The 22,346-nt window shown below is 72.2% G+C and carries 21 protein-coding genes, 1 pseudogene and 1 riboswitch; of the genes and pseudogenes, 12 read left to right on the forward strand and 10 right to left on the reverse strand.

The annotated features are described in order from the left end of the window. Positions 1-15 precede the first annotated feature (15 nt). A complete protein-coding gene (locus tag ACL06G_RS10470; protein ID WP_412785763.1) occupies positions 16-507 on the reverse strand; it encodes a GNAT family N-acetyltransferase in 492 nt (163 codons plus the stop codon). A gap of 49 nt (positions 508-556) precedes the next feature. On the opposite strand from ACL06G_RS10470, the gene ACL06G_RS10475 reads away from it, so the two are divergent. Beyond that, complete coding sequence (locus ACL06G_RS10475; protein ID WP_412785762.1) at positions 557-1,456, forward strand: TIGR01777 family oxidoreductase; 900 nt, start codon at positions 557-559, stop codon at positions 1,454-1,456. A 250-nt stretch (positions 1,457-1,706) separates the two neighbouring features. Further along, the gene (locus tag ACL06G_RS10480; protein WP_412835761.1) at positions 1,707-3,140 is read left to right on the forward strand and encodes an FAD-dependent oxidoreductase; all 1,434 of its coding nucleotides are present in this window, start codon (positions 1,707-1,709) and stop codon (positions 3,138-3,140) included. A 28-nt stretch (positions 3,141-3,168) separates the two neighbouring features. Here the strand turns inward: ACL06G_RS10480 and ACL06G_RS10485 are convergent, their stop codons facing one another. Together ACL06G_RS10485 and ACL06G_RS10490 are read right to left on the reverse strand one after the other, a co-directional pair. Then, on the reverse strand, positions 3,169-3,495 hold the full coding sequence (locus ACL06G_RS10485; protein ID WP_412785760.1) for a hypothetical protein: 327 nt from the start codon (positions 3,493-3,495) through the stop codon (positions 3,169-3,171). Between the two features lie 142 nt (positions 3,496-3,637). After that, on the reverse strand, positions 3,638-5,356 hold the full coding sequence (locus tag ACL06G_RS10490; protein WP_412785759.1) for an NsdA family TPR-like regulatory protein: 1,719 nt from the start codon (positions 5,354-5,356) through the stop codon (positions 3,638-3,640). 237 nt (positions 5,357-5,593) lie between these two features. Between ACL06G_RS10490 and lipB the strand changes: the two genes are divergently transcribed. The 4 genes from lipB (at position 5,594) to ACL06G_RS10510 (ending at position 8,513) form a co-directional block, all read left to right on the forward strand. Next, positions 5,594-6,391, forward strand: coding sequence for a lipoyl(octanoyl) transferase LipB (gene lipB / locus ACL06G_RS10495; protein ID WP_412785758.1), 798 nt, complete (start codon positions 5,594-5,596; stop codon positions 6,389-6,391). 64 nt (positions 6,392-6,455) lie between these two features. Then, entirely contained in the window at positions 6,456-7,394 is a 939-nt protein-coding gene (lipA, locus tag ACL06G_RS10500) for a lipoyl synthase (protein WP_412785757.1), read from the forward strand. A 218-nt stretch (positions 7,395-7,612) separates the two neighbouring features. Further along, positions 7,613-7,807: a hypothetical protein gene (locus ACL06G_RS10505; protein ID WP_412785756.1), complete on the forward strand. Its 195-nt coding sequence runs from the start codon at positions 7,613-7,615 to the stop codon at positions 7,805-7,807. A gap of 10 nt (positions 7,808-7,817) precedes the next feature. Beyond that, on the forward strand, positions 7,818-8,513 hold the full coding sequence (locus ACL06G_RS10510; RefSeq protein WP_412785755.1) for a DUF4191 domain-containing protein: 696 nt from the start codon (positions 7,818-7,820) through the stop codon (positions 8,511-8,513). A gap of 132 nt (positions 8,514-8,645) precedes the next feature. Here ACL06G_RS10510 and ACL06G_RS10515 read toward each other — a convergent pair whose 3' ends face one another. Beyond that, positions 8,646-9,116 (reverse strand): RDD family protein, encoded by a 471-nt coding sequence (locus ACL06G_RS10515; RefSeq protein WP_412785754.1) that lies wholly within the window; start codon positions 9,114-9,116, stop codon positions 8,646-8,648. A 206-nt stretch (positions 9,117-9,322) separates the two neighbouring features. Here ACL06G_RS10515 and glnA point away from each other — a divergent pair, with 206 nt between their 5' ends. Next, positions 9,323-10,738 (forward strand): type I glutamate--ammonia ligase, encoded by a 1,416-nt coding sequence (glnA, locus tag ACL06G_RS10520; RefSeq protein WP_412785753.1) that lies wholly within the window; start codon positions 9,323-9,325, stop codon positions 10,736-10,738. 268 nt (positions 10,739-11,006) lie between these two features. On the opposite strand, the gene ACL06G_RS10525 is transcribed toward glnA, so the two are convergent. After that, positions 11,007-11,354, reverse strand: coding sequence for a lysine transporter LysE (locus tag ACL06G_RS10525; protein ID WP_412835762.1), 348 nt, complete (start codon positions 11,352-11,354; stop codon positions 11,007-11,009). A gap of 183 nt (positions 11,355-11,537) precedes the next feature. Between ACL06G_RS10525 and tnpA the strand changes: the two genes are divergently transcribed. Both tnpA and ACL06G_RS10535 read left to right on the forward strand, forming a co-directional pair. Beyond that, on the forward strand, positions 11,538-11,972 hold the full coding sequence (gene tnpA, locus ACL06G_RS10530) for an IS200/IS605 family transposase (protein ID WP_412785396.1): 435 nt from the start codon (positions 11,538-11,540) through the stop codon (positions 11,970-11,972). Continuing rightward, positions 11,969-12,661: pseudogene (locus tag ACL06G_RS10535) on the forward strand (RNA-guided endonuclease InsQ/TnpB family protein); the annotation flags it as partial. The gene tnpA and the pseudogene ACL06G_RS10535, both read left to right, overlap by 4 nt. Here ACL06G_RS10535 and ACL06G_RS10540 read toward each other — a convergent pair. Beyond that, entirely contained in the window at positions 12,567-12,959 is a 393-nt protein-coding gene (locus tag ACL06G_RS10540; RefSeq protein WP_412835763.1) for a DUF1877 family protein, read from the reverse strand. The pseudogene ACL06G_RS10535 and the gene ACL06G_RS10540 overlap by 95 nt on opposite strands. Here ACL06G_RS10540 and ACL06G_RS10545 point away from each other — a divergent pair. Together ACL06G_RS10545 and metE are read left to right on the forward strand one after the other, a co-directional pair. After that, positions 12,958-13,785 (forward strand): alpha/beta hydrolase family protein, encoded by an 828-nt coding sequence (locus tag ACL06G_RS10545; protein WP_412835764.1) that lies wholly within the window; start codon positions 12,958-12,960, stop codon positions 13,783-13,785. The two genes, ACL06G_RS10540 and ACL06G_RS10545, sit on opposite strands and share 2 nt — an antisense overlap. A gap of 139 nt (positions 13,786-13,924) precedes the next feature. Next, a riboswitch (cobalamin riboswitch) is annotated at positions 13,925-14,146 on the forward strand. Positions 14,147-14,301: 155 nt separating this feature from the next. Then, positions 14,302-16,620 (forward strand): 5-methyltetrahydropteroyltriglutamate--homocysteine S-methyltransferase, encoded by a 2,319-nt coding sequence (metE, locus tag ACL06G_RS10550; protein WP_412835765.1) that lies wholly within the window; start codon positions 14,302-14,304, stop codon positions 16,618-16,620. A gap of 77 nt (positions 16,621-16,697) precedes the next feature. Here metE and ACL06G_RS10555 read toward each other — a convergent pair whose 3' ends face one another. The 4 genes from ACL06G_RS10555 to ACL06G_RS10570 all read right to left on the reverse strand — a co-directional run bounded on the left by ACL06G_RS10555 (position 16,698) and on the right by ACL06G_RS10570 (position 19,414). Continuing rightward, entirely contained in the window at positions 16,698-17,537 is an 840-nt protein-coding gene (locus tag ACL06G_RS10555; protein WP_412785748.1) for a cytochrome c biogenesis CcdA family protein, read from the reverse strand. Continuing rightward, positions 17,534-18,319, reverse strand: a complete 786-nt coding sequence (locus ACL06G_RS10560) for a DsbA family protein (RefSeq protein WP_412785747.1) — start codon at positions 18,317-18,319, stop codon at positions 17,534-17,536. The genes ACL06G_RS10555 and ACL06G_RS10560 overlap by 4 nt, the downstream gene beginning before the upstream one ends. 94 nt (positions 18,320-18,413) lie before the next feature. Further along, positions 18,414-18,899 carry a hypothetical protein gene (locus ACL06G_RS10565; RefSeq protein ID WP_412835766.1) on the reverse strand — a complete coding sequence of 162 codons (486 nt, stop codon included), beginning with the start codon at positions 18,897-18,899 and terminating at the stop codon, positions 18,414-18,416. Between the two features lie 68 nt (positions 18,900-18,967). Beyond that, on the reverse strand, positions 18,968-19,414 hold the full coding sequence (locus ACL06G_RS10570; protein WP_412785745.1) for a hypothetical protein: 447 nt from the start codon (positions 19,412-19,414) through the stop codon (positions 18,968-18,970). A gap of 214 nt (positions 19,415-19,628) precedes the next feature. On the opposite strand from ACL06G_RS10570, the gene ACL06G_RS10575 reads away from it, so the two are divergent. Continuing rightward, entirely contained in the window at positions 19,629-22,271 is a 2,643-nt protein-coding gene (locus ACL06G_RS10575; RefSeq protein ID WP_412785744.1) for a SpoIIE family protein phosphatase, read from the forward strand. Positions 22,272-22,346: the final 75 nt, after the last annotated feature.

Below are 22,346 nucleotides of genomic sequence, written 5' to 3' on the forward strand. Positions count from 1 at the left end.
ACGGCGTCGGCCCCGTCAGACCAGCGAGCGCCCCATCAGCACGTCGTCCGCGTACCGGCCGTCGAGCAGGAACTCCTCGGGGAGCGTGCCCTCCGTACGGAACCCGAGCGAGGCGTACAGCGCCCGCGCCGCGCGATTGTGCCCCAGCACCCGCAGGGTCACGCGCCGCGCTCCCTGCCCGCGGGCCCGTTCGCAGGCCGCCTCGACCAGCGCCCGCCCGATGCCGCTGCCGCGGACGCCCTCGTCGACCTCCAGCCCCTGGATCATCCGCACGTGGGCGTTCGAGGGCAGGTCGGCCCGCACCAGCCGGACGTACCCGACGACGCCCCTCCCCGGTACCTCCGCGACCAGGCAGGCCTCCGGCCCGGCCGACCGGAAGAACGGCGCCTCGGGAGATTCGGGCCTGGGGGTCACCGCGTGCTCCGGGGACCAGGTGCGGTGACTCAGGGCGGCGAGCTGCGCCTCGTCGGCGGGCTGCGCGGGCCTGACGGTGAAGGGGACGGTCATAATGGCCACTCTGGCCCCCGTACCTCGCCACCGTCCACAGGAATTCGCCATGGCTCTGCAGCGCATCGCGGTGACCGGTTCGACCGGACTCATCGGTTCGGCACTCGTCTCCTCCCTCCGCGAGGACGGCCACGAGGTGGTGCGCCTGGTGCGCCGGACCCCTCGCGCCCGGGACGAGGTGTTCTGGGACCCGCAACGGCAGCAGGTGGACACCGAGGGCCTGGTCGGGTGCGAGGCCGTGGTCCACCTGGCGGGCGCCGGGATCGGCGACCGTCGCTGGACCGCCGCCTACAAGCGGAAGCTGTGGGACAGCAGGGTGCTGGGCACCTCGGCGATCGCGCAGGCGCTGGCCTCTATGGACCATCCGCCGAAGACACTGGTCGTCGGTACCGCGATCGGCTGGTACGGCGACACCGGTGACCGCGCCGTCGACGAGTCCGCTTCGGCGGGCGAGGGGTTCCTCGCCGACCTGTGCACCGCATGGGAGGCCGCGGCCGCTCCCGCCCGGGAAGCGGGCGTGCGTACGGTCTTCGCCCGCACCGGACTGGTGGTGTCCCGTCACGGCGGAGCCTGGGGGCGGCTGTTCCCCGTCTTCCGCGCCGGGCTGGGCGGTCGACTCGGCAGCGGCAACCAGTACTGGAGCCACATCTCCCTCGCCGACCACATCGCGGCACTCCGCCATCTCCTCGACACCCCGGAACTCGCCGGACCGGTGAATCTCACGGCTCCCGAGCCGGTCACCAACCGCGAGGTGACTGCGGCGATGGCACGAGTGCTGCGGCGGCCCGCGGTACTGCCCGTGCCGGCAGCCCTACTGCGCCTCGCGATCGGCGAGTTCGCCGGCGACGTGATCGGCAGTCAGCGCGTGCTGCCGACCCGCCTCCTGGAGACAGGCTTCCGCTTCGCCCATCCCGGAGTCGAGGACGCGGTGCGCGCAGCACTGGACTGAGCGTCGGAGCGGTCCGCGCTGCACGCAGCGGCTCCCCGCCTCCGTCCGCACCGTGCGCCCGGCCGTGTGCCGGGTGTGCGTCGTCGTGCGCCCGTGCCACCCCGGCAGCGACTGTCGGCGACGCCACCGCCGCATAGAGTCGACTCCCGCGGGTGTCCCCGGCGCCGCCACGGGCATGAAACAGGTCGGAGCCATCCACGCCCCGCCGGGGAAGGACCCTTACGTCGCACGTCGACCTTGGGGAGGGCGCATGTCGACCGGCAGCGCAGGCACGCAGCTCGTACACACCGAGGACACCGACGTGGTGGTCGTCGGCGCCGGCCCCGCCGGGCTGGCCGCGGCGGTCCACCTCTTCCGCACGGGCCTGCGGGTGACCGTGCTCGAGGCCGAGGAACGCATCGGCGGCCGTTCCAGAACGGACATCGTCGACGGACTGCTGCTGGACCGCAGTCCGGCACTGCTGTGCCCCGGCTGGCCCGGCCCCGCGGAACTGCCCGCCCTGGGGCTGGAATCGGCGCTGGGCCTGCGCCCGTTCGCCCCCGGGGCCCTGCTCCGCACCGGCGACCGCTCCCTGCGCGTCGGCGACCTGCGCCCGCACGCGGGCCGGCCGGGGCGCGGCACGCACCACGCCCCCGCCCGCACGTCGCTCGGCAGGGTGCCGCAGCCGCGGACGGCACGTCAGGCCCTGCGTACCGCCCGGGGGCTGACACCGGCCCGCACCCGGACGGCGGTGGGTGACGCGGTCGACCTGTCCCGACTGCGTGCGGCCCTCTTCCGGCTCGCCGACACGCCGCCCGAACGGCTCGGGTCCCGGCCGGAGGTCACCGCGGAAGCCGCGCTGGCCTCGCGCGGACTGCCCGGACGGACCGTTTCGACCCTGCTCGGCCCGCTGCTGTCGGCGCTGCTCTGCGACCCCGCCCTGACGACGTCGAGCAGGGTCGCGGACCTGGTGCTGCGCGGCTTCGCCCGGAACGGTCTGTGCCTACCGCGCGGCGGAGCGGCCGCGCTGCCCGGGGTGCTGGCCGGGGCGCTGCCGGACGGCGCGGTGCGCACGGGGATCCGGGCCGTCTCGGTGCGGGCGGACGCGGTGGAAACCGCGGACCACGGCAGGATCCGCTGCCGTGCCGTCGTCATCGCGGCGGGCGCCCAGCGTGCCGCGGCGCTGCTGCCGGGCCTGCGGGTGCCGGGGCACCACCCGGTCACGGTGCTGCACCACGTCGCCGACGAGCCACCGCCGACCGGTGACTCGCTGCTCGTGGACGCCGACCGGCGCGGCCCCGTCTCGCACACCTGGGTGTCCTCGGCCGTGGACCCGACACGAGCCCCGGACGGGCGCCCGCTGGTGACCTCGGTGGTGCTCGGAGCGGCCGCGGGAGAGCTCTCCGCTCCGCTGGAGCACGCCGTGCGGACGCAACTCGCGGCGCTGTACGGCACGGCGACCGGCGGGTGGCGACTGGCCGGCGGGCACCACGACCCGCATGCCGTCCCGGCGATGCCCGCACCGCACGACCCGCGGCGGAGCGTGCGCGTGCTGTGCGGTCTCTACGTGTGCGGCGATCACCGCGGGGTCTCCGGACCGCAGGGAGCCCTCGCCTCGGGGCGCCGGGCGGCTCTCGAGGTGCTGCGCGACCTCGGTCTGCGCCCGGCGCCCTCCGGCGGGAGCACCGTCTCCGCGGCGGCCTGAACCCGGCCGCCGCGGGGTGGGGCAGCCGTCAGCGCCGCCGTCGCGGCGGTGCGGGGAGCAGCGTCCGCACGAGGCGGCAGGTGGTGCGGGAGGGACGGTGCACGCCGATGCGTTCGGCGAGCAGGCATATGCGCCGGTCCGTTGCACGCCGCGGGGACAGCACCCCGGCATCGAGCAGCGCGATCGCGAGGCGCATGGCCTTCAGTTGCCGGTTGTGGGCGGTGTACCAGTCCCGCGGCTGTCCCGCGGGCAGCGGGGCCTTGGGCAGCGGTTGCCGTGCGGGGACGGACGCGGGCCGGCGGGCCGGGGCGGGAGGAGAAGCGGACGCGGCGGAAACGGGGCGGGCAGCGGTCATCAACGGCCTCCTGGCGTGGGTGAGCCATCACCGATCTGCCTCCGACTCTAGCCCCCGCTACTGACAGAACGCCCTGGCCACAGCGTTTCTGACGCCTCGCCACCACCATGTCCGTGGCCGGGTCCCCCACGCCCCCGGGGGTTCAGCCGAGCACCGCGAACCGCTCGCGGTAGCCGCGCACGGCCGCCGCCTCCCGGTACGGCTCCAGGCGCCGTTCGAAGTCGCGCACGTACTCGTGGGCCCGCACGGACCGCATCTCCGCAGCCTGCTGCGCCGCTTCCGCCCCGAGGGCGCAGGCCTGCTCGATCTCGCCCAGCCCGAGGCGCGCGGTCGCCAGGACCACCCGGCAGAACAGCCGGCTCCGGACATACCCGGGCCCGCGCAGTCGCAGGGCCCGTTCCGCGTACTGCGCTGCGGCCCGGTACTGCCGCAGGTCCCGGTGGCAGTGCCCGAACTCGTCAGCGAGCTGTGCCTCGTCGAAGAAACGGGCCCAGGACGGCACGTCCTCGTCCGGCCATCCCGCCTCCAGGGCACGCTCGGCCCGGGCCAGGGCGGCCTCGCAGGCACGCACCTCTCCGAGGACGCCGTGTCCTCGGGCCTCGGCCGCGTGGAGCAGGGCCTGCACGGGAGCGGGTGCTGCCGCGCCGATTCCCTGCTGGGCCACGCGGGCCAGCTGCACGGCCTCGCGGCCGTGGCCCAGGTGGACGGCCTGGCGGCTCATCGACACCAGCACGTAGCCGCCGTACGAACGGTCCCCGGCGGCCTGGGCCAGTCGGAGGGCCTGCACGAAGTAGCGCTGCGCGAGACCGTGGGCGGCGATGTCGTAGGAGGTCCACCCGGCGAGCCGCGTGAGGTCGGCGACGGCGCCGAAGAGCCGGCGTCCGATCTGCTCGCCGTAGGAGCCCCGCAGCAGGGGCTCCGCCTCGTGCTCCAGGTAGCGCACCAGAGCGTGGCGGGCGTGACCGCCGCCGTGCGCGTGGTCGAGCGCCCGGAAGAGGTCGCAGACCGACCGCAGCGCCGCCACGTCGCCGCGGGTCACCCGGTGGCCGGGGCCGCGCTCCGTCGGAGCAGCAGGGGTCTTCCCCGCCCGCCCCGCCCCGCTCCGGGCGGGGGGCGGGCCGGGGCGGGCGCCCGGCGCTCCGCCGGGACGCGGCACGGCGCCCGGCGCGGCCGGGGCGGAGCGCGGGACGCGGACACGGCCGACGGCCGACGCCGTGCCCGCCCCCGCTGCGGGCCCCGCAGCGCGGGGACCCGCAGCGGGCGTCGCCCCGCGGGCCTGGGCAGGCACCCGGGGCGCCGCGGAGGGAGCGGGGGTACGGGAGCCGCCCCTGCCGGCATCGGCGTGCCCGGCGGGGCCGTCGTCCCCGCTGCCGCCGCGCGCAACGTGCTCGTCGGGCCGCCCGATCAGCCAGTCGCGGCTGGGAACCACCAGACCTGCCGGGGTGAAGGCGATCTTCCGCAACTCGGACTGGGCGCCGGAGTCCTTGCGCCACAGGCCGCTCACGATGTCGACCGCCTCGCCCGGGGTCGCCGCGAACTCCAGTCCGGCGTAGACCGGTGCGCAGGCGTCCAGGCCGAGCTCCTGCGCCGTGAGGCGCCGGCCCAGTCTCCGGGTGAACACCTCCGCGATCAGCGCGGGAGTCGTGCCCCGGGGCTGCTGGCCCCGCAGCCAGCGCGTGACGGACGTCTTGTCGTACCGCAGGTCGAGACCGTGTTCGAGACCGAGTTGGTCGACGCGTCGGGCCAGTCCCGCGTGGGAGAAGCCCGCCTCCGCGATGAGGGCGGCGAGGCGGCGGTTGGGGGTGCGCTGCTGCGTGGGGGTGCGCTGCTGGGTGGAGGTCCCGGCGTTTTCCGTCGTCATCGGCTGTACGGTCTCCTGCCTCGCGGCTTGGCTGCAGACGCCGGAGCGCCCGGGTCGGAACGGCGCGAATGTAACGGCCCGGGAACGCAGACCCGGCCTGACCGCCGCGTATTCATCCGTACGTGTGAGTAGGCGGTTGCCTGCGGGACGGTGGCCCCACCGCCGTACAGTGGAGGCCGTGTGCAGGAGGTGCACCGGCGCGCGGGAGCGGGCCGAGAGGGACGCGAGGGAGAGGCCGTGAGCGAGCTGCGCTTTGTCCACCTGGGCTTCGGCGACGAAGCCGTGGAGTACACGGCAGCGTGGCAGGAGCAGCGGCAGGTCCACGCCGCCCGCCTCGCCGACGAGGTTCCGGACACCTGCCTGCTGCTGGAGCACCAGCCCGTGTACACCGCGGGCCGCCGTACCGAGGAGAGCGAACGCCCCCTCGACGGAACCCCGGTGGTGGACGTCGACCGCGGCGGCAAGATCACCTGGCACGGCCCGGGACAGCTCGTGGGTTACCCCGTCCTGAAGCTTCCCCGCCCTGTCGACGTGGTCGCCCACGTGCGGCGCCTGGAGGACGCCCTGATCCGCGTCTGCGCCGAGTTCGGGCTGGAGACCACCCGGATCGAGGGCCGCAGCGGCGTCTGGGTGCTCGGCGACGAGGTCGACCGGCGGGAGGCGCTGGGCGGCCTGTCGCTGGACTTCGACCCGCGCCCGCAGGACGGCGAGGACGGGGAGGGCGAGTTCGACGCCCGGCTCAGCGGGCCGGAATACGCGCCGTCCAATGCCGGCCAGCGCCGCGAGGACCGGAAACTGGCGGCCATCGGCGTCCGCGTGGCCAAGGGCGTGACCATGCACGGGTTCGCGATCAACTGTGAATCGGACAACACGGAGTTCGACCGGATCGTGCCGTGCGGCATCCGCGACGCGGGCGTGACCTCGCTCTCGGGGGAGCTGGGCAGGAATGTTCCGGTCTCCGAGGTGCTTCCCGTGGTGGAGAAGCACCTGCGGGCGGTCCTGGAGGAGGCAGTTCCCCTCCCCCGCGCCGTCTGACCCGCACAACGGCAGGCGTACCCTGGTACGCACCGACGAATCGAAAGTACGTAGGGAGCCGGACGTGTCCGCTGTCGCACCCGACGGTCGCAAGATGCTCCGACTGGAGGTCCGCAACAGCCAGACCCCCATCGAGCGCAAGCCCGACTGGATCAAGACCCGGGCGAAGATGGGCCCCGAGTACAACGCCCTCCAGAAGCTCGTGAAGGACGAGGGGCTGCACACGGTCTGCCAGGAGGCGGGCTGCCCCAACATCTTCGAGTGCTGGGAGGACCGCGAGGCGACCTTCCTCATCGGCGGCGAGCAGTGCACCCGCCGCTGCGACTTCTGCCAGATCGACACCGGCCGTCCCGCCGAACTCGACCGTGACGAGCCCCGCCGGGTCGCCGAGTCGGTGGAACGGATGGAGCTGCGCTACGCCACCGTGACCGGCGTCGCCCGCGACGACCTCGACGACGGCGGTGCGTGGCTGTACGCGGAGACCGTCCGCCAGATCCACGCCGCCATGCCGGACACCGGCGTCGAGCTGCTCATCCCCGACTTCAACGCGGTGCCCGAACAGCTGGCCGAGGTCTTCTCCTCCCGCCCGGAGGTGCTCGCGCACAACGTGGAAACCGTGCCGCGGATCTTCAAGCGCATCCGCCCGGCGTTCCGCTACGAGCGCTCCCTGGACGTGCTCACCCGTGCCCGCGAGGACGGGCTGGTCACCAAGTCGAACCTGATCCTCGGCATGGGCGAGACCCGGGAGGAGGTCAGCGAGGCGCTGCGGGACCTGCACGGAGCCGGGTGCGAGCTGATCACCATCACCCAGTACCTGCGCCCCTCGCCGCGCCACCACCCCGTGGAGCGCTGGGTGAAGCCGCAGGAGTTCGTGGAGCTGCAGCAGGAGGCCGAGGAGATCGGCTTCGCCGGCGTCATGTCCGGCCCGCTGGTCCGCTCGTCCTACCGCGCGGGACGGCTGTACCGCCAGGCGATGGACGCCCGCGAGGCGAAGGCGGCCTGACACCGACGGCCCGCGCCGGCGAGGGACCTCGCCGGCGCACGTCCGTAGGCACAGGGCCCCGGGAGGAAGCTGCGCCCGTGTGACATGCGCCGCACTCCCGGGCACCACCGTCGATGCGCTTTGACGTGATCGAGATGCGCTGGTAACACCCGTGAGTGACGATGTACTCACACGCCGCGCTCGCCGCAGGCACGACCCGCACCCACGGAGGACATCCCATGCGAACCGCCCTGCGCACGCTGGAGGGCCTGCTGCTGAACGGCGGCCCGGGCATCGCGCGCCGCAACGCCTGGCAGGCAGTCGTGGAGGACCGCCGCCGCGCACGGGCGAGGGCGGAGGCCGAACGGCTGCTCACCGCCATGCCCGCGGCCGTACCCCCGGCCGGGGCGTCCCTCGCACGACGGGCCACGTAAACTGCGTCCTATGGCGAGGCAGGACACTACCGAGAACCCGGGCCGGTTCAAGCAGATCGGCCTGACGTACCAGATGACCCGGCGCGTCGACCGCAGGATCGGCTGGATCCTCGCGGGGGTCGGCTTCGGCACCCTCGCCGTCGTGCTCGCCGTCGGTTTCGCGATCGGCCACCCCGTCTATCTGGGCATCCTCGGCTTCCTGCTGGCCTTCCTCGCCACGGCGATCGTCTTCGGCCGCCGGGCCGAGCGTGCCGCGTTCGGGCAGATGGAAGGCCAGCCGGGTGCCGCGGCCGCCGTGCTGGACAACATCGGCCGCGGCTGGAACGTCACCCCGGCCGTGGCGATGAACCGCAGCCAGGACGTGGTGCACCGTGCGGTCGGCAAGCCGGGCATCGTACTGGTCGGAGAGGGGAACCCGAACCGGCTGCGCTCGCTGCTCGCCTCCGAGAAGAAGAAGATGAACCGCGTGGTCTCGGACGTCCCGGTGCACGACCTGATCGTCGGCGACGACGAGGGGCAGGTGCCGCTGAAGAAGCTGCGGAACACCATCCTGAAGCTGCCGCGGGTGCTGCAGGGCTCGCAGATCACCGCCACCAACGACCGGCTGCGCGCCATGGGCGACCTGATGAGCAACATGCCGCTGCCCAAGGGCCCCATGCCCAAGGGCATGCGCATGCCGAAGGGACAGGGCGGCGGCCGACGCTGAGCAGCGCCCCTCCGGCGAGGGGCTCCGGAACGCGGTGGAGGGCCGGTGCGCGAGGCACCGGCCCTCCACCGCATCCGTGTCCGTAGGAGGTGGAGTCTCCGGCGGGCGCCGTGCCCGGGAAGTCCGATGCCCTCAGAGGCGCACCTGCACGGCCCCGGAGAGCTGGTCGTGGAGACCGCGCCCGTCCCGGTCCCAGATCAGCGCAGGAACGGCCAGCCCGAGCAGCGCGGTACGCACCAGCACACGCCACACCGGAAGCCTGCCGAGCCCGTTCACCGCGACGACCCGCAGACCGACGAGCCGCTTGCCCGGGGTGGAGCCGACCGTGCCGACAGTCAGCAGCGTCATCACGAGGAAGACGAGCAGCGCCCAGTTGCTCGCCGTCGGCACGTCGCCCCCGGACAGCAGCCCGTAGGCGATCAGGACCGCCAGGCCCCAGTCGATGAAGAGGGCGCCGAAACGGCGCCCGAACGATGCCGCCGATCCCGGCCCCTGTTCCGGCAGTCCCAGCCGTTCGCCGCGGTAGCCGAAGTCGGCCCCCATACCTTCCGCCGCGCTGCGGGGGCCGGAGAGCCACGATCCGATTGCTTCCCTGTTGTCCACCGCTCCACGGTATCGCGGGGGAAAAACAACCCGACCCGCCCGGTTGGCGAGGTTTCCGCCCGTACGCTGGTTAACATCGGCGAAACAATAGGGTCATGCCCGAGAAATGGCGGCTCCCTATGGTCGGAGACCGGCGTGGCCCGGTGAAGGCCGTGCCCCACGGCAGCACAACCCGTCCCCTCGCGGCGGGGACTAGGAGGAGTGGGATGTTCCAGAACGCCGACGAGGCACGCAAGTTCATTGCCGACGAGGACGTCAAGTTCGTCGACGTGAGGTTCTGCGACCTGCCGGGCATCATGCAGCACTTCACGGTGCCGGCGGAGTCCTTCGACGCGAACGAGAACCTGATGTTCGACGGCTCGTCGATCCGCGGGTTCCAGGCCATCCACGAGTCGGACATGGCGCTCGTGCCGGACCTCTCCACCGCGCGGGTCGACGCCTTCCGCCGCGACAAGACCCTCAACATCAACTTCTTCATCCACGACCCGATCACCGGCGAGCAGTACAGCCGTGACCCGCGGAACGTGGCGAAGAAGGCCGAGGCCTACCTCGCGTCGTCCGGTATCGCGGACACCGCCTTCTTCGGCCCGGAGGCGGAGTTCTACGTCTTCGACGACGTGCGTTTCGAGACCAAGGCGAACGCCGGTTACTACCACATCGACTCCGAGGCCGGCGCCTGGAACACCGGCGCCATCGAGGACGGTGGGAACCGCGGCTACAAGGTCCGCTACAAGGGCGGCTACTTCCCTGCGCCGCCGGTGGACCACTTCGCCGACCTGCGCGCCGAGATCTCCCTCGAACTGGATCGCGCCGGCCTGAAGGTCGAGCGCCAGCACCACGAGGTCGGCACGGCGGGCCAGGCGGAGATCAACTACAAGTTCAACACGCTGCTCGCCGCCGCCGACGACCTGATGCTCTTCAAGTACATCGTGAAGAACGTCGCCTGGCGCAACGGCAAGACCGCCACCTTCATGCCGAAGCCGATCTTCGGCGACAACGGCTCGGGCATGCACGTCCACCAGTCGCTGTGGTCCGGCGGGGAGCCGCTGTTCTACGACGAGCAGGGTTACGCGGGCCTCTCCGACACCGCCCGCTACTACATCGGCGGCATCCTCAAGCACGCGCCGTCCCTGCTGGCCTTCACCAACCCGACGGTGAACTCGTACCACCGTCTGGTTCCGGGCTTCGAGGCGCCGGTGAACCTGGTGTACTCGCAGCGCAACCGCTCCGCTGCGATGCGCATCCCGATCACCGGAACGAACCCGAAGGCCAAGCGGGTCGAGTTCCGCGCACCGGACCCGTCGTCCAATCCGTACCTGGCGTTCTCCGCCCTGATGATGGCCGGTCTCGACGGCATCAAGAACAAGATCGAACCGGCCGAGCCGATCGACAAGGACCTCTACGAGCTCGCCCCGGAGGAGCACGCGGGCGTCCCGCAGGTCCCGACCTCGCTCCCCGCGGTGCTCGACGCCCTCGAGGCGGACAACGAGTACCTCCAGGCCGGAGGCGTCTTCACCAGCGACCTGATCGAGACCTGGATCGACTACAAGCGCACCAACGAGATCGCGCCGATGCAGCTCCGCCCGCACCCGCACGAGTTCGAGCTGTACTTCGACATTTAGAAACTGTTCAGGTCACAGCGCTGTTTCACTGACCTGGGCCGTATATGGGCCGTGGGCCGTGCCTTCCTCTCTCGGAAGGCACGGCCCACGGTCGTTGTGTGTGCGGCTGTCAGGCAGCGGAGGGCGGCGCCTCCTCGCCGGGAACGAACGCGGCGTCGATGGCGGCAAGGCGCCGCCCGAGTCACAGCAAGCTTGCGGGCCCCTGACCTCTCGCCCCATGGCAGCTTCGGCCCAAAGCCGCTCCACCGACCGCGTGGCCAAGGCTTGGCTATGTGGAACAACCGCAGTTCGAGGCGTAGAGGACAACTACGACTGCCACGCTGAACATGGCTCCCGCTACCACCGCCAGCCGCCCACGACGCACTGGCTTGGTCGGGCGAAGCAGCTCCCAGCCGCCGTAGCCGAGGAAGACCAGTACCGCACCGGCAGCACCCCCCGTTGCGAGCGGATTGAGCCGCCACCCCAAGGCGAAGGCCAGGACCAGCCCCGACAAGATGATGCAGGCAAGCACGGTCAGTACCAGCTCTGCGGCGGCCTCCCCAACAAGCTCACGCAAGAATGAACCGATACGGCGAAGCGCACGATGGACGCGGCCTCGCTCCGCCGAGACGGTCATGTTTCCTCCCTCCCCGGTTGGCCCTAGATCCATCAGGACCTGGCCAGGGGACGCCCCGCTTTAGCGGGGTGGGGAATGGCTTCTGAGTCCTGCTCTGACCTCAACTGGGTGCACGGATCTGCACTGTTCACCTGATCCCACCTCTCTGCCGAATTAGACCAGCGTCTTGTGTATAGTTGCTGCATGGCCGTGACCAGGAAGGTTCGCCGATTCTCCGGCGGCGTGTATGACCTCGGGCTCCACGTGGTGTGGTGCCCGAAGTACCGCCGTCCAGTCCTTGACGGACGGGTCGCGGAACGCCTGGACGAACTGATCCGGCAGAAGGCCGACGAGCGGGGGTGGGAGATCGTGGCGCTCGAAGTCATGCCCGACCACGTCCACCTGTTCGTGAAGCACGACCCGAAGTCCTCAGCCTCATACGTCGCGAACCAGTTCAAGGGCTTCACCTCCCGCGTGCTGCGCGAGGAGTTCCCACACCTGAAGTCGCGGATGCCCACTCTGTGGTCGTCGTCGTACTTCGCGGCATCGGTCGGCGCGGTATCGGCGGCGACGGTCGAGAAGTACATCGACACGCAGTGGGAACGCCCGTGGAAGAAGCAGAAGGGGGACGGCTCGTGATCCGCGCGTACAAGTTCCTCCTCCGGCCCACGGCCCGCCAGGCGACCGCGCTGGGCGAGATGCTGCGGGACCACTGCTCCCTCTACAACGGCGCCCTCCAAGAGCGCCGGGACGCCTACCGGCACACCTCGAAGACCACCGTCCGCTACGGCGACCAGTCCGCGCAGCTCAAGGGCATTCGCAGGTTCGACCCCGAGCGGCAGGGCCGCTGGTCGTTCTCCTCCCAGCAGGCCACCCTGCGCCGCCTGGACAAGGCATTCCAGGCGTTCTTCCGCCGGGTCGAGGCCGGGCAGACCCCGGGCTACCCCAGGTTCAAGGGCGTCGGGCACTTCGACACCGTCACCTTCCCCAAGGACGGCGACGGCTGCCGGTGGGACTCCACCGCCCACGACCGGCAGATCCGCGTCCGCCTTCAAGGCGTCGGGCACGTCCGCGTGCACCAGCACCGGCCCGTACAGGGACGCGTCAAGACGGTCAGCGTGAAGCGCGAGGGAAGGCGCTGCTACGTCATCCTCGCCTGCGACAACGTGCCCGCCGAGCAACTGCCGCCCACCGGGGCGATCGTCGGTATCGACATGGGCGTCGCCCACTTCTTCACCACCTCGGACGGCGAACACGTCGCCAACCCGCGCTTCCTTCAACGGGGAAGTCCCGCCGGCGCAGCAGGAAATCGAGTGCGTGCCAGGTTTTGTTGATGTCGTGGCAGCGTGCCCGGGCCGTCTCGGGCCTGGTGTCGCACTCCGCTTCGAGCAGCGTGGTCACGAACTCCTCGGCCCAGTGTGGATCACGGAGCGCGTGGTCGAGTTCCGTGGGTGTCAGGCGGACGTACTCTCCGATCATGCTCATAGCTGCTGGAGCGTAGGAGGTGGCGCTGACATCCCGAGCGGAACGGCCCCGCTCCGCCGCTCGTCGTCCCGAGGCCGGACCGGCTAGTGTCGTCGGCGTCTCCCGTCCACGTCGATTCCTGCCCAGGTGAGCACCGCGCATGAAAGAAAAAGTAAGATTCCCGAGCGTCGTCGGCCCGGAACTGGCCGGAGTGATCGATCTGCCGAAGGGCAAGGTCCGGGGCTGGGGCCTCTTCGTGCACGGATTCACTCTCGGCAAGAACTCGCCGGCCGCCTCGCGCGTCAGCAAGCAGCTGGCCCGCGAGGGGATCGGCATGCTGCGCTTCGACAATCTCGGGATCGGAGACTCCGAGGGCGACTGGGGCGACGGGTCGTTCACCGTCAAGGTGCAGGACACCGTCCGTGCCGCGGCCTTCATGGCGGAGCGGGGGACTCCGGTGGATCTGCTGGTGGGGCATTCGTGGGGCGGCGCCGCCGCGATCGCCGCAGCGCGCGAGACGGCCGGTCTCCGCGCGCTGGCCACGATCGCGGCGCCCGTCGACCCCAGCCATGTCGAGCGGCAGTACGACTCGGTCCTGGACCGTGTCCTCAGCGAGGGCGCGCACGAGTGGTTCGTCGGCGGGAGGACCCTGGTTCTCAAGCGCGCCTTCGTCGAGGACGTCCGCCGGGCTCACCTCCGCGACCGGATCGGCGAGGTGAACCTTCCGCTCCTCATCGCGCATTCGCCCACCGACTCCACGGTCGACATCGCCAATGCCGGGGAGATCTTCCAGGAGGCGCGGCACCCGCGAAGCTTCATCTCGCTCGAAGGAGCGGACCATCTGTTGACCGCGCGGGGGCAGGCGCAGCGGGCCGCCCACATCATCAGCGCCTGGGCCGATCAGTACCTCGACGAGCCGCGGCCCCGGGAAGGGACCTCCCGGACGACGGAGGGTTCGGACCGCCAGGATCCTCCGTCGGAGACGTGATCGTGCACGGAGCACGTCCGGCACATGCGCCCGTCGAGCACGGCCGGCGTCCCGCTTCCTGCCCACGTCTCCGCCGGAGCCGCCTCCCGGGCCGGCCCGGAATGTGGAATCCGTCCTCCCGCTCCCGCTCGGGGCGACTAGTCTGAAGAGTGCAGCTGGTTCGCCCTGTCTGCCAGGCAGGCGCGTCGCAAGAGGGAACCCGGTGGAAATCCGGGACTGCCCCGCAGCGGTGAGCGGGAACGACCGCCGTCACACGCACTGGCCCCGAACGGGACCGGGAAGCGACGGCCAGTAGGAGTCCGCCCTTCCACAGGGCGAAGCGCCCGCGAGTCCGAAAACCTGCCCGCTGTCCGCGCGCGGCGACCGCGCGCGGTGGTTCCGGTGACCTCGAGGGCGGGTCGGCGTACGCACCGGGCGGAGCGGCTGAGGCACCACGGCCGCACCACCGGTCGGCTGCTCCTTCGCGCACGCTCCCGGTCCCGGGACCTCGACGACACGCTCGCGAAGGAGAGTTCCGTGACACCGAAGTCCGCAGCCGCGGCACCACAGGCCGTCGTGTACGGGTACCCGCGCCAGGGCCCGAACCGGGAACTGAAGAAAGCGATCGAAGGGTACTGGAAGGGCCGGACCACCGCAGAATCCCTGGCCCGGACGGCGGCCGGGCTGCGCGCACAGGTCTGGGGCAGTCTGGCGGAAGCCGGCATCCACGAGGTGCCGACCGGCGACTTCTCCCTCTATGATCACGTGCTGGACACCAGCGTCATGGTCGGTGCCGTCCCGGAACGGCACCGGAAAGCGGTGGAGGCCGACGCGCTGGACGGCTACTTCGCGATGGCCCGGGGCACGCAGGACGTCGCCCCGCTGGAGATGACCAAGTGGTTCGACACCAACTACCACTACCTGGTCCCGGAGCTCGGCCCGGACACCGAGTTCGCCGCCGACTCCACGCAGCAGGTCGCCGCACTGCGCGAAGCCCGGGCCCTCGGTCACCGCGCACGCCCCGTGCTCCTCGGGCCTGTCACGTACCTGCTGCTGGCCAAGCCCGCGTCCGGCGTCGCCCCCGGCTTCGAGCCGTTGACGCTGCTCGACCGGCTGCTGCCGGTCTACGCCGACGTCCTCGCCGACCTGCGCGCCGCCGGAGCGGAGTGGGTGCAGCTCGACGAACCCGCGCTGGTCGAGGAACGCTCCTCCGCCGAGCTGAACGCCGCCGCTCGCGCCTACCGCGACCTCGGCACCCTGGCAGACCGGCCGAAGCTGCTCGTCGCCAGTTACTTCGACCGGCTCGGTGAGGCGCTTCCCGTGCTGGCGAAAGCCCCGGTCGAGGGCCTGGGGCTGGACTTCACCCGAAGCGCGGGCGCCAATCTCAACGCCCTCGCCGCCGTCGGGGGTCTCCCGGGCAAGCGCCTGGTCGCCGGTGTGGTCGACGGCCGCAACGTGTGGGCCGACGACCTGGAGAGGTCACTGGCGACACTGGGCACGCTGCTGGGACTCGCCGACCGCGTCGATGTCGCCCCGTCCTGCTCTCTGCTGCACGTCCCGCTCGACACCGCCGCCGAGCGGGACATCGACCCGGAGATTCTGCGCTGGCTGGCCTTCGCCCGGCAGAAGACCGCCGAGGTCGTCACCCTCGCGAAGGGGCTCACGCAGGGCGCCGACGCGATCGCCGCCGACCTCGCCGGCCGCCGCTCCGACCTCGCCGCCCGGGCCCGCTCCGCACTGACCCGTGACGCTGCCGTCCGCGCCAGGGCGGCCGCGGTGACGGACGGGGACTGCCACCGCCCACAGCCCTACACGGACCGGAACGCGGCCCAACGCGCCCGGCTCGGCCTTCCGCTGCTGCCCGTGACCACCGTGGGCTCCTTCCCGCAGACGGACGAGCTGCGCGCGGCCCGCGCCGACCTGCGGGCCGGGCGGATCGATGCCGCGGCCTACGAGGAGCGGGTCGGGACGGAGATCCGCGACGTGATCGCCTTCCAGGAGGAGGCGGGGATCGATGTGCTCGTGCACGGTGAGCCCGAACGCAACGACATGGTGCAGTACTTCGCCGAGCAGCTCGACGGGTTCCTGGCCACGCGGCACGGCTGGGTGCAGTCCTACGGCACCCGCTGCGTCCGCCCGCCGATCCTCGCCGGGGACGTCTCCCGTGCCGAGCCGATGACCGTGGACTGGACCGCGTACGCCCAGTCCCTCACCGACCGTCCCGTCAAGGGCATGCTCACCGGGCCGGTGACCATGCTCGCCTGGTCGTTCGTGCGGGACGACCAGCCTCTCGCCGACACCGCCCGGCAGGTCGCGCTCGCCCTGCGGGACGAGGTGCGCGATCTGGAGGCCGCCGGCACCTCCGTGATCCAGGTCGACGAGCCGGCGCTGCGGGAGACCCTGCCGCTGCGGCCCGAGGATCGCCCGTCCTACCTGTCGTGGGCCACCAAGGCCTTCCGGTTGACCACCTCCGGTGTCGGCCCGGCGACACAGGTCCACACCCACATGTGCTACGCGGAGTTCGGCGACGTCATCCGGGCCATCGACGACCTCGACGCCGATGTCATCAGCCTGGAAGCGGCACGTTCCCGCATGAAGGTGGCGCGCGAACTCGCGGCGCACGGCTACCCGCGGGAGGCGGGTCCCGGTGTGTACGACATCCACGCGCCCCGCGTACCCGACGTGGCGGAAGTGGCGGAGTTGCTGCGCACCGGGCTCGAGGCCCTCCCCGCGGAGCGGCTCTGGGTGAACCCGGACTGCGGTCTGAAGACCCGTGGTTGGCCGGAGGTGCGGACGTCCTTGGAGAACCTGGTGGCAGCCGCGCGGAGGGTGCGCCGGGAGTCGGCGGCAGCCTGACCTTCTGCCGCGTGCCGAATGCCTGCTTGCCGGCGCTTTCACCGGCAAGCAGGCACCGCGCGCGGCGCGGTCGTTCCTCAGTCCTCCTCCCCGGGCGAGCGGGACGGTCGCCGCAGCAGTACGGCCAGCGACACGGCCGCGACCAGGACGGCGGCCACCAGCGCCACCGCACGGTCGGACACCGCGGCTCCCCAGCGCGAGATCCGCTGTTCGAGCGCGAACTCCCCCTCCACGCCCAGCGGGGAAGGCAGCGCGGAGGCGCCGTCGAAGACCAGGAACAGGGCCCCGAGCGCGACGAACATCAGTCCGCCGGCCAACGACGTGGTGTGCAGGATCAGTCGGCCGACGCGGATCTCCTTGCCGCGCAGCCGGCGCCGCCGCCCCACCTCGAACCGGTCCCAGAGCAGGGCCAGCAGGAACAGCGGCAGCGCCATGCCGAGGGCGTAGACGGCGAGCAGTACGCTCCCGTACCAGGGGTCGTGTCCGAGCGCGGCGACGGTGAGCACACCACCGAGAACGGGCCCTGCGCAGAACCCCGCGAGCCCGTAGACCGCGCCCAGGGCCAGCACCGAGGCGGCCGAACCGGCCGTCAGCCTGCTCGCGACCTGCCCCAGACGCCGCGACCCGAAGCCCAGGCCGAGGATCTGGGCGAGTCCGAGGGCGACGAGCGTCCACCCTCCGATCGTGACGAGTAGTTCGCGGTGGCCGTAGAACAACCGGCCGGCGTAGGCACCCGCGGCTCCGAGCGGCACCAGGGTCGTGCACAGCCCCGCCCAGAAGAGGACGGTGCGTCCGGCGAGGCGGGTCGTGGTGGTGAAGGAATAGGCGAAGAAGGCCGGGAGCAGCAGGGCGCTGCAGGGGCTGAGGAGGGTGAGGACGCCTCCGAGGAGCGCCACCAGGAGACCGGTGTCGCTCACCTTCCCGCCTCCCGGTCCTCCTGCCGGGCGCGCTCGGCCGCCTGCTCCACCGCCTTTTCGAAGGTCCGCGTCGGCTGGGCGCCGAGGATGGGCGTGTCGCCCACGAGGAAGGCGGGGGTGCTGCTGACGCCCAGGCGGTAGCCCTCCTCCCGGTCCCTTCCCAGGCTGCGGCGTGCTTCCCGGCTCGCCATGTCGCTGCGGAACTGCTCCAGGTCGGGCACGCCGGCGCGGCGGGCGAACTCCACCAGGCGGTCGTCGGCGAACTCGCCGGAGTTGCGTTCGCGCTCCGCGGCGTACAGCAGGTCGTGGAACTGCCGGAAGCGGTTCTGCCGGCCCGCCGCCCAGGCGGCGAGCGCGGCCTGTTCGGACTCCTTGCCGAACACGGGGAAGTTGCGCCACTCGATGCGCAGCACGCCCTTCCGGACGTACTTCTCCACGAGCCGGGGTTCGGTGCGGCGGGCGAAGCGTCCGCAGAAGGGGCACTGGAAGTCCGCGTACTCGATGAGGACGACCGGAGCGTCGGCCCGGCCGCGGGCCAGGGGGTCGTCGGGATCGCGCCGGGCGAGATGGCTGAGGTCGGGGCCGCGCCGGTTCTCCTCCGCTGTCGGGGGTGCGGTGGAGGACGAGGAGTCGGCGGTGGCGGCGGGTGCGGCGTCGTCGTGGTCGTGGGTGTCGTTCCCGGCCGTCGCGAGAAGTGCGGCGACGGTGGCCAGTGAGGCGGTCAGTGCGGCCGCGGCGAGCACGGTGCGCCGACGGCGGGAGGGGGCGTTGGGCGTGGGCATGGGTTCTCCAGGGTCGACGGAGTCGAGGACGGAGCGGAAAGAGGGAGGGGAGGACCGCAGGGAAGCGGTCGGGGACGGCAGAGGCGGCCGCGGGTCAGCGACCGGCCGGGGCCGGGCAGGTGTCCGTTGCCGGGAGCCGGCGCAGGGCGGCCTCGGCGAGCAGCACGACCGACGCGAGGGCGACGGCCGGTTGCAGCGGGGCCCAGTAGGTCAGTGCGCCGGACGTGCCGAGCAGGAGCAGCACGAGCTTGTTGCACACGGGACATCCGACGGCGAAGAACGAGAGCACGCCGCCGACCGACCCGCTCCGGCTGCCGCCCGCGGCGGTCGTTTCACCCGGACGGCGGACGTAGGTTGCCAGCACGATGCCCGCGAGGACGCTGGTCAGTGCGAGCGTCAGAAGGTTCCACCACTGGACCGGTACGGATCGTGAGAACAGCGGCGTGGGTAGCACAGCGGTCGGGACGCCGATCAGAACCGCGCAGGCGGCGGCCGAGGCGGCGGCAGCCGCCCAGCGTCGGGCGGGCCAGGCGGCGAGCGCCCGGGCCGCCCGGCGGGGCGACCTGGTGGAAAGTGGCATGGGAAGGCTCTCCGTTCGGTGGGTCGTGGGGCGACGGGACCCGCGGTTGACCGCGGGTGGCCCGCGGCCTACACCCGCAGAACGGAGAGGGACAGGTGGAGGGGCGCCGTCGGGGGCGGTGCGGGGCCGCCGGGGCGACGGGGCGGACGGCAGCGGGCCGGCTCCGCGTGTCCGGGGGAGTCGGCCGCGGTGGAGGCGGTGAGCGGCCCGTCACGGTGCGTTCCGCGTCCCGCCGGGGGTTCGGTGCGGGGGTCCTGCTTGCCGGTGCAGCCGGTGCGGCCGAGTGAGGCGTCCTCGACATCTGGGGCCGGGGCGGATGCCCGGGCGCGGTGGGCCGCGCCGACGGCGCCGGACGGTGCGGCGCCGGGACCGACCGCGGCAGGCGCGGCGGCGCCTGCGGGATCGTGGGGCGGCGGTCCGGTGACTGCGCCTCCGCAGCCGAGGCCGACCAGGGCGAGCAGGAGCACGAGGAGACCAGGCAGGACGGAGTGCCGTGCCGGCACGCTCTGTCCCATCCGTCCCACGTCCTCACTGTGTGCGCAGGGGCAGCCTAGACCACGCCCGGTCCGGGCGCCGCCGCGCCTGCTGCGCCGATCCGGTGCCACCCTCCGGTGGTCGCCTCCCACCACCGGGTGTGGAAGCATTCGTGGCATGGTGCGACTCCGGCCTCACACGACCACGGGCACATCATCCGTGAGCCGCCCACGACGACGTGGCGGCAGGGAGTCGATGCTCGGCGTCCGGAGCGTCGCGGGGCAGGCGCTGGTGCTCCAGGTCGTGGGAGCGCTGCTGATCGTCAGTGCGGGCGTTTTCGCCCTGCTGCTGCAGGCGGAACGTTACAGCGAGCGTGCCGCCGAGGACCGGTCGCTGGCCGTGGCCGAGTCGCTGGCCCGCTCGCCGGGCATCGTCGCCGCGCTGAACTCCCCCGACCCCACACGTGTTCTGCAACCGCGCGCCGAATCCGTCCGCAAGCGGACCAAGGTCGACTTCGTGGTGGTGACCGACGACAACGGCATCCGGTTCACGCACCCGAAGCGGGACCGGATCGGGAAGAAGTTCGTCGGCAACATCCGCGCGCCGCTCGCGGGAAAGCCGGTGACGGAGACCATCGACGGGACCATCGGCCGGCTGGTGCAGGCCGTCGTGCCGGTCAAGAACTCCCGCGGCGAGGTCGTCGGCCTCGTGTCCGCGGGCGTCCTGACCAGTGCTGTGGGAGACGTCGTCGACCGCCAGCTGCCGGTGCTCCTGGGCGGTGCCGCGGGAGCCCTCATGCTGGCGACGGGCGGCATCGTGCTGCTGGCCAGAAGGCTCAGCCGGCAGACCCACGGCCTGGGCCCCGCCGAGATGGCGCGGATGTACGAGCACTACGACGCGGTGCTGCACGCCGTGCGCGAAGGGGTGGTGATCGTCGGGGGTGACGGCAGACTCCTGCTCGCCAACAACGAGGCCCGCCGCCTCCTCTCGCTGCCCGAGGACGCCGAGGGCCGGCTCGTGGAGGACCTGGGACTCGACGCCCGCATGACCGAACTCCTGGCATCCGGGCGCGTGGCGACCGACGAGGTCGTCGCCACCGGCGACCGGCTGCTGGCCGTGAGCAATCGCCCCGCCGTCCGGCACGGAAGCCCCGCCGGCAATGTGGCGACGCTGCGCGACACCACCGAGCTGCACCACCTCTCCGGCATGGCCGCGACGGCCCAGGACCGTCTCCGGCTGCTGTACGACGTGAGCGTCACGGTCGGCACCACGCTGGACATCACCCGCACCGCGCAGGAGCTGGCGGAGGCTTCCGCCCCGGGGTTCGCCGACTTCACCAGCGTGGACCTGCTCGATGGCGTGGAGACCGGCGACGAGCTCCCCACCTGGCAGTCCGGCGAGATGCGCCGTGCCGCACTGAGCGGTGTCGCGGAGAACCCGCCCTTCTACCGTGTGGGCGACCTGCTCCGGTTCGTGCCGGCGACACCGCAGATCCAGGGCGTGGACCGGGGCCTCGGCGTGCTTGTGCCGCATCTTCCCGCAAGCCCGGGCTGGCAGGAGCAGGACCCGGATCGTGCGAAGGCCATCCTCGACTTCGGCGTCCATTCGATGATCACCGTCCCGCTGCGTTCCAGGAACACCGTCCTCGGGCTCGCGAACTTCTGGCGCGCCGGCGACTCCTCGGCCTTCGAGGAGGACGACCTCTCGCTCGCGGAGGAGATGGCGGTGCATGCGGCCTCGTGCCTGGACAACGCGCGCCGCTACACGCGCGAGCACTCGATGGCGGTGTCGCTGCAGCAGAGCCTGCTGCCCAGCCAACTGCCCGAGCAGCGGGCCCTCGACGTCGCCTACCGCTACCTTCCGGCGCAGGCGGGCGTGGGCGGCGACTGGTTCGACGTCATTCCGCTGCCCGGCGCCCGCGCAGCGCTGGTCGTCGGCGACGTCGTGGGCCACGGCCTGCACGCCGCCGCCACGATGGGACGACTGCGCACCGCTGTGCACAACTTCTCGGCCCTCGACATGGCTCCGGACGAACTGCTGAGCCGTCTCAACGAACTGGCGCTGCAGACCGATCCGGACGGTACGGACTTCAGCAACGCCGGACTCACCGGCGCCACCTGCCTGTACGCGATCTACGACCCGGTGGCCCGGCGCTGCACGATCGCCCGGGCCGGCCATCTGCCGCCCGCCGTGGTGCACACCGACGGACGCGTCGAGTTCGCCGACGTCCCGGCGGGGCCGCCTCTCGGCGTGCCGGGGCTGCCCTTCGAATCGGTCGAGATGGCGCTGGAGACGGACAGCCGTCTGGTGCTCTACACCGACGGGCTCGTCGAGCGCCGCGGCCAGGACATCGACGTCGGGCTGGACGCGCTCCGGGAGGTGCTGACCGGCTCGGGACGCACGGCCGAGGGCACCTGCCACACGGTGCTGGAGTCGCTGCTCCCGGAACCGCAGGAGGACGACGTCGCCGTGCTGGTGGCGAGGACGCGCTCGGTGCCGGAGGACCGCATCGCCGAATGGCAGGTGCCCTCCGACCCCTCCGCGGTCGCCGGGGTGCGGGCCGACGTCGTCCGCCGCCTCGAGTCCTGGGGTCTGGGCGAGGAGGCGTTCGCGACGGAGCTGATCCTCAGCGAACTGATCACCAACGCGATCCGCTACGGCGCGGAGCCGGTCCATGCCCGGCTCATCCTGGACCACGCCCTGATCTGCGAGGTCTCGGACACCAGCAGTACTTCACCGCATCTGCGCCACGCCGCCACCACGGACGAGGGAGGCCGAGGCCTGTTCCTGGTGGCGCAGCTCGCCGACCGGTGGGGCACCCGCTACACCCCGACCGGCAAGGTGATCTGGACCGAGCAGCCCCTGCCGGATCCTCCCGGAGCCACCGCGGCCGGCTGACAGCCGTACCCAGCACCCCCGGGCGACCCAAGGCTACGAACGGCCCGGGCGGCCCGTTCAGGAAGGCGGGGCCGA

Source organism: Streptomyces callyspongiae (genome assembly GCF_047200695.1).
Lineage (GTDB): Bacteria > Actinomycetota > Actinomycetes > Streptomycetales > Streptomycetaceae > Streptomyces.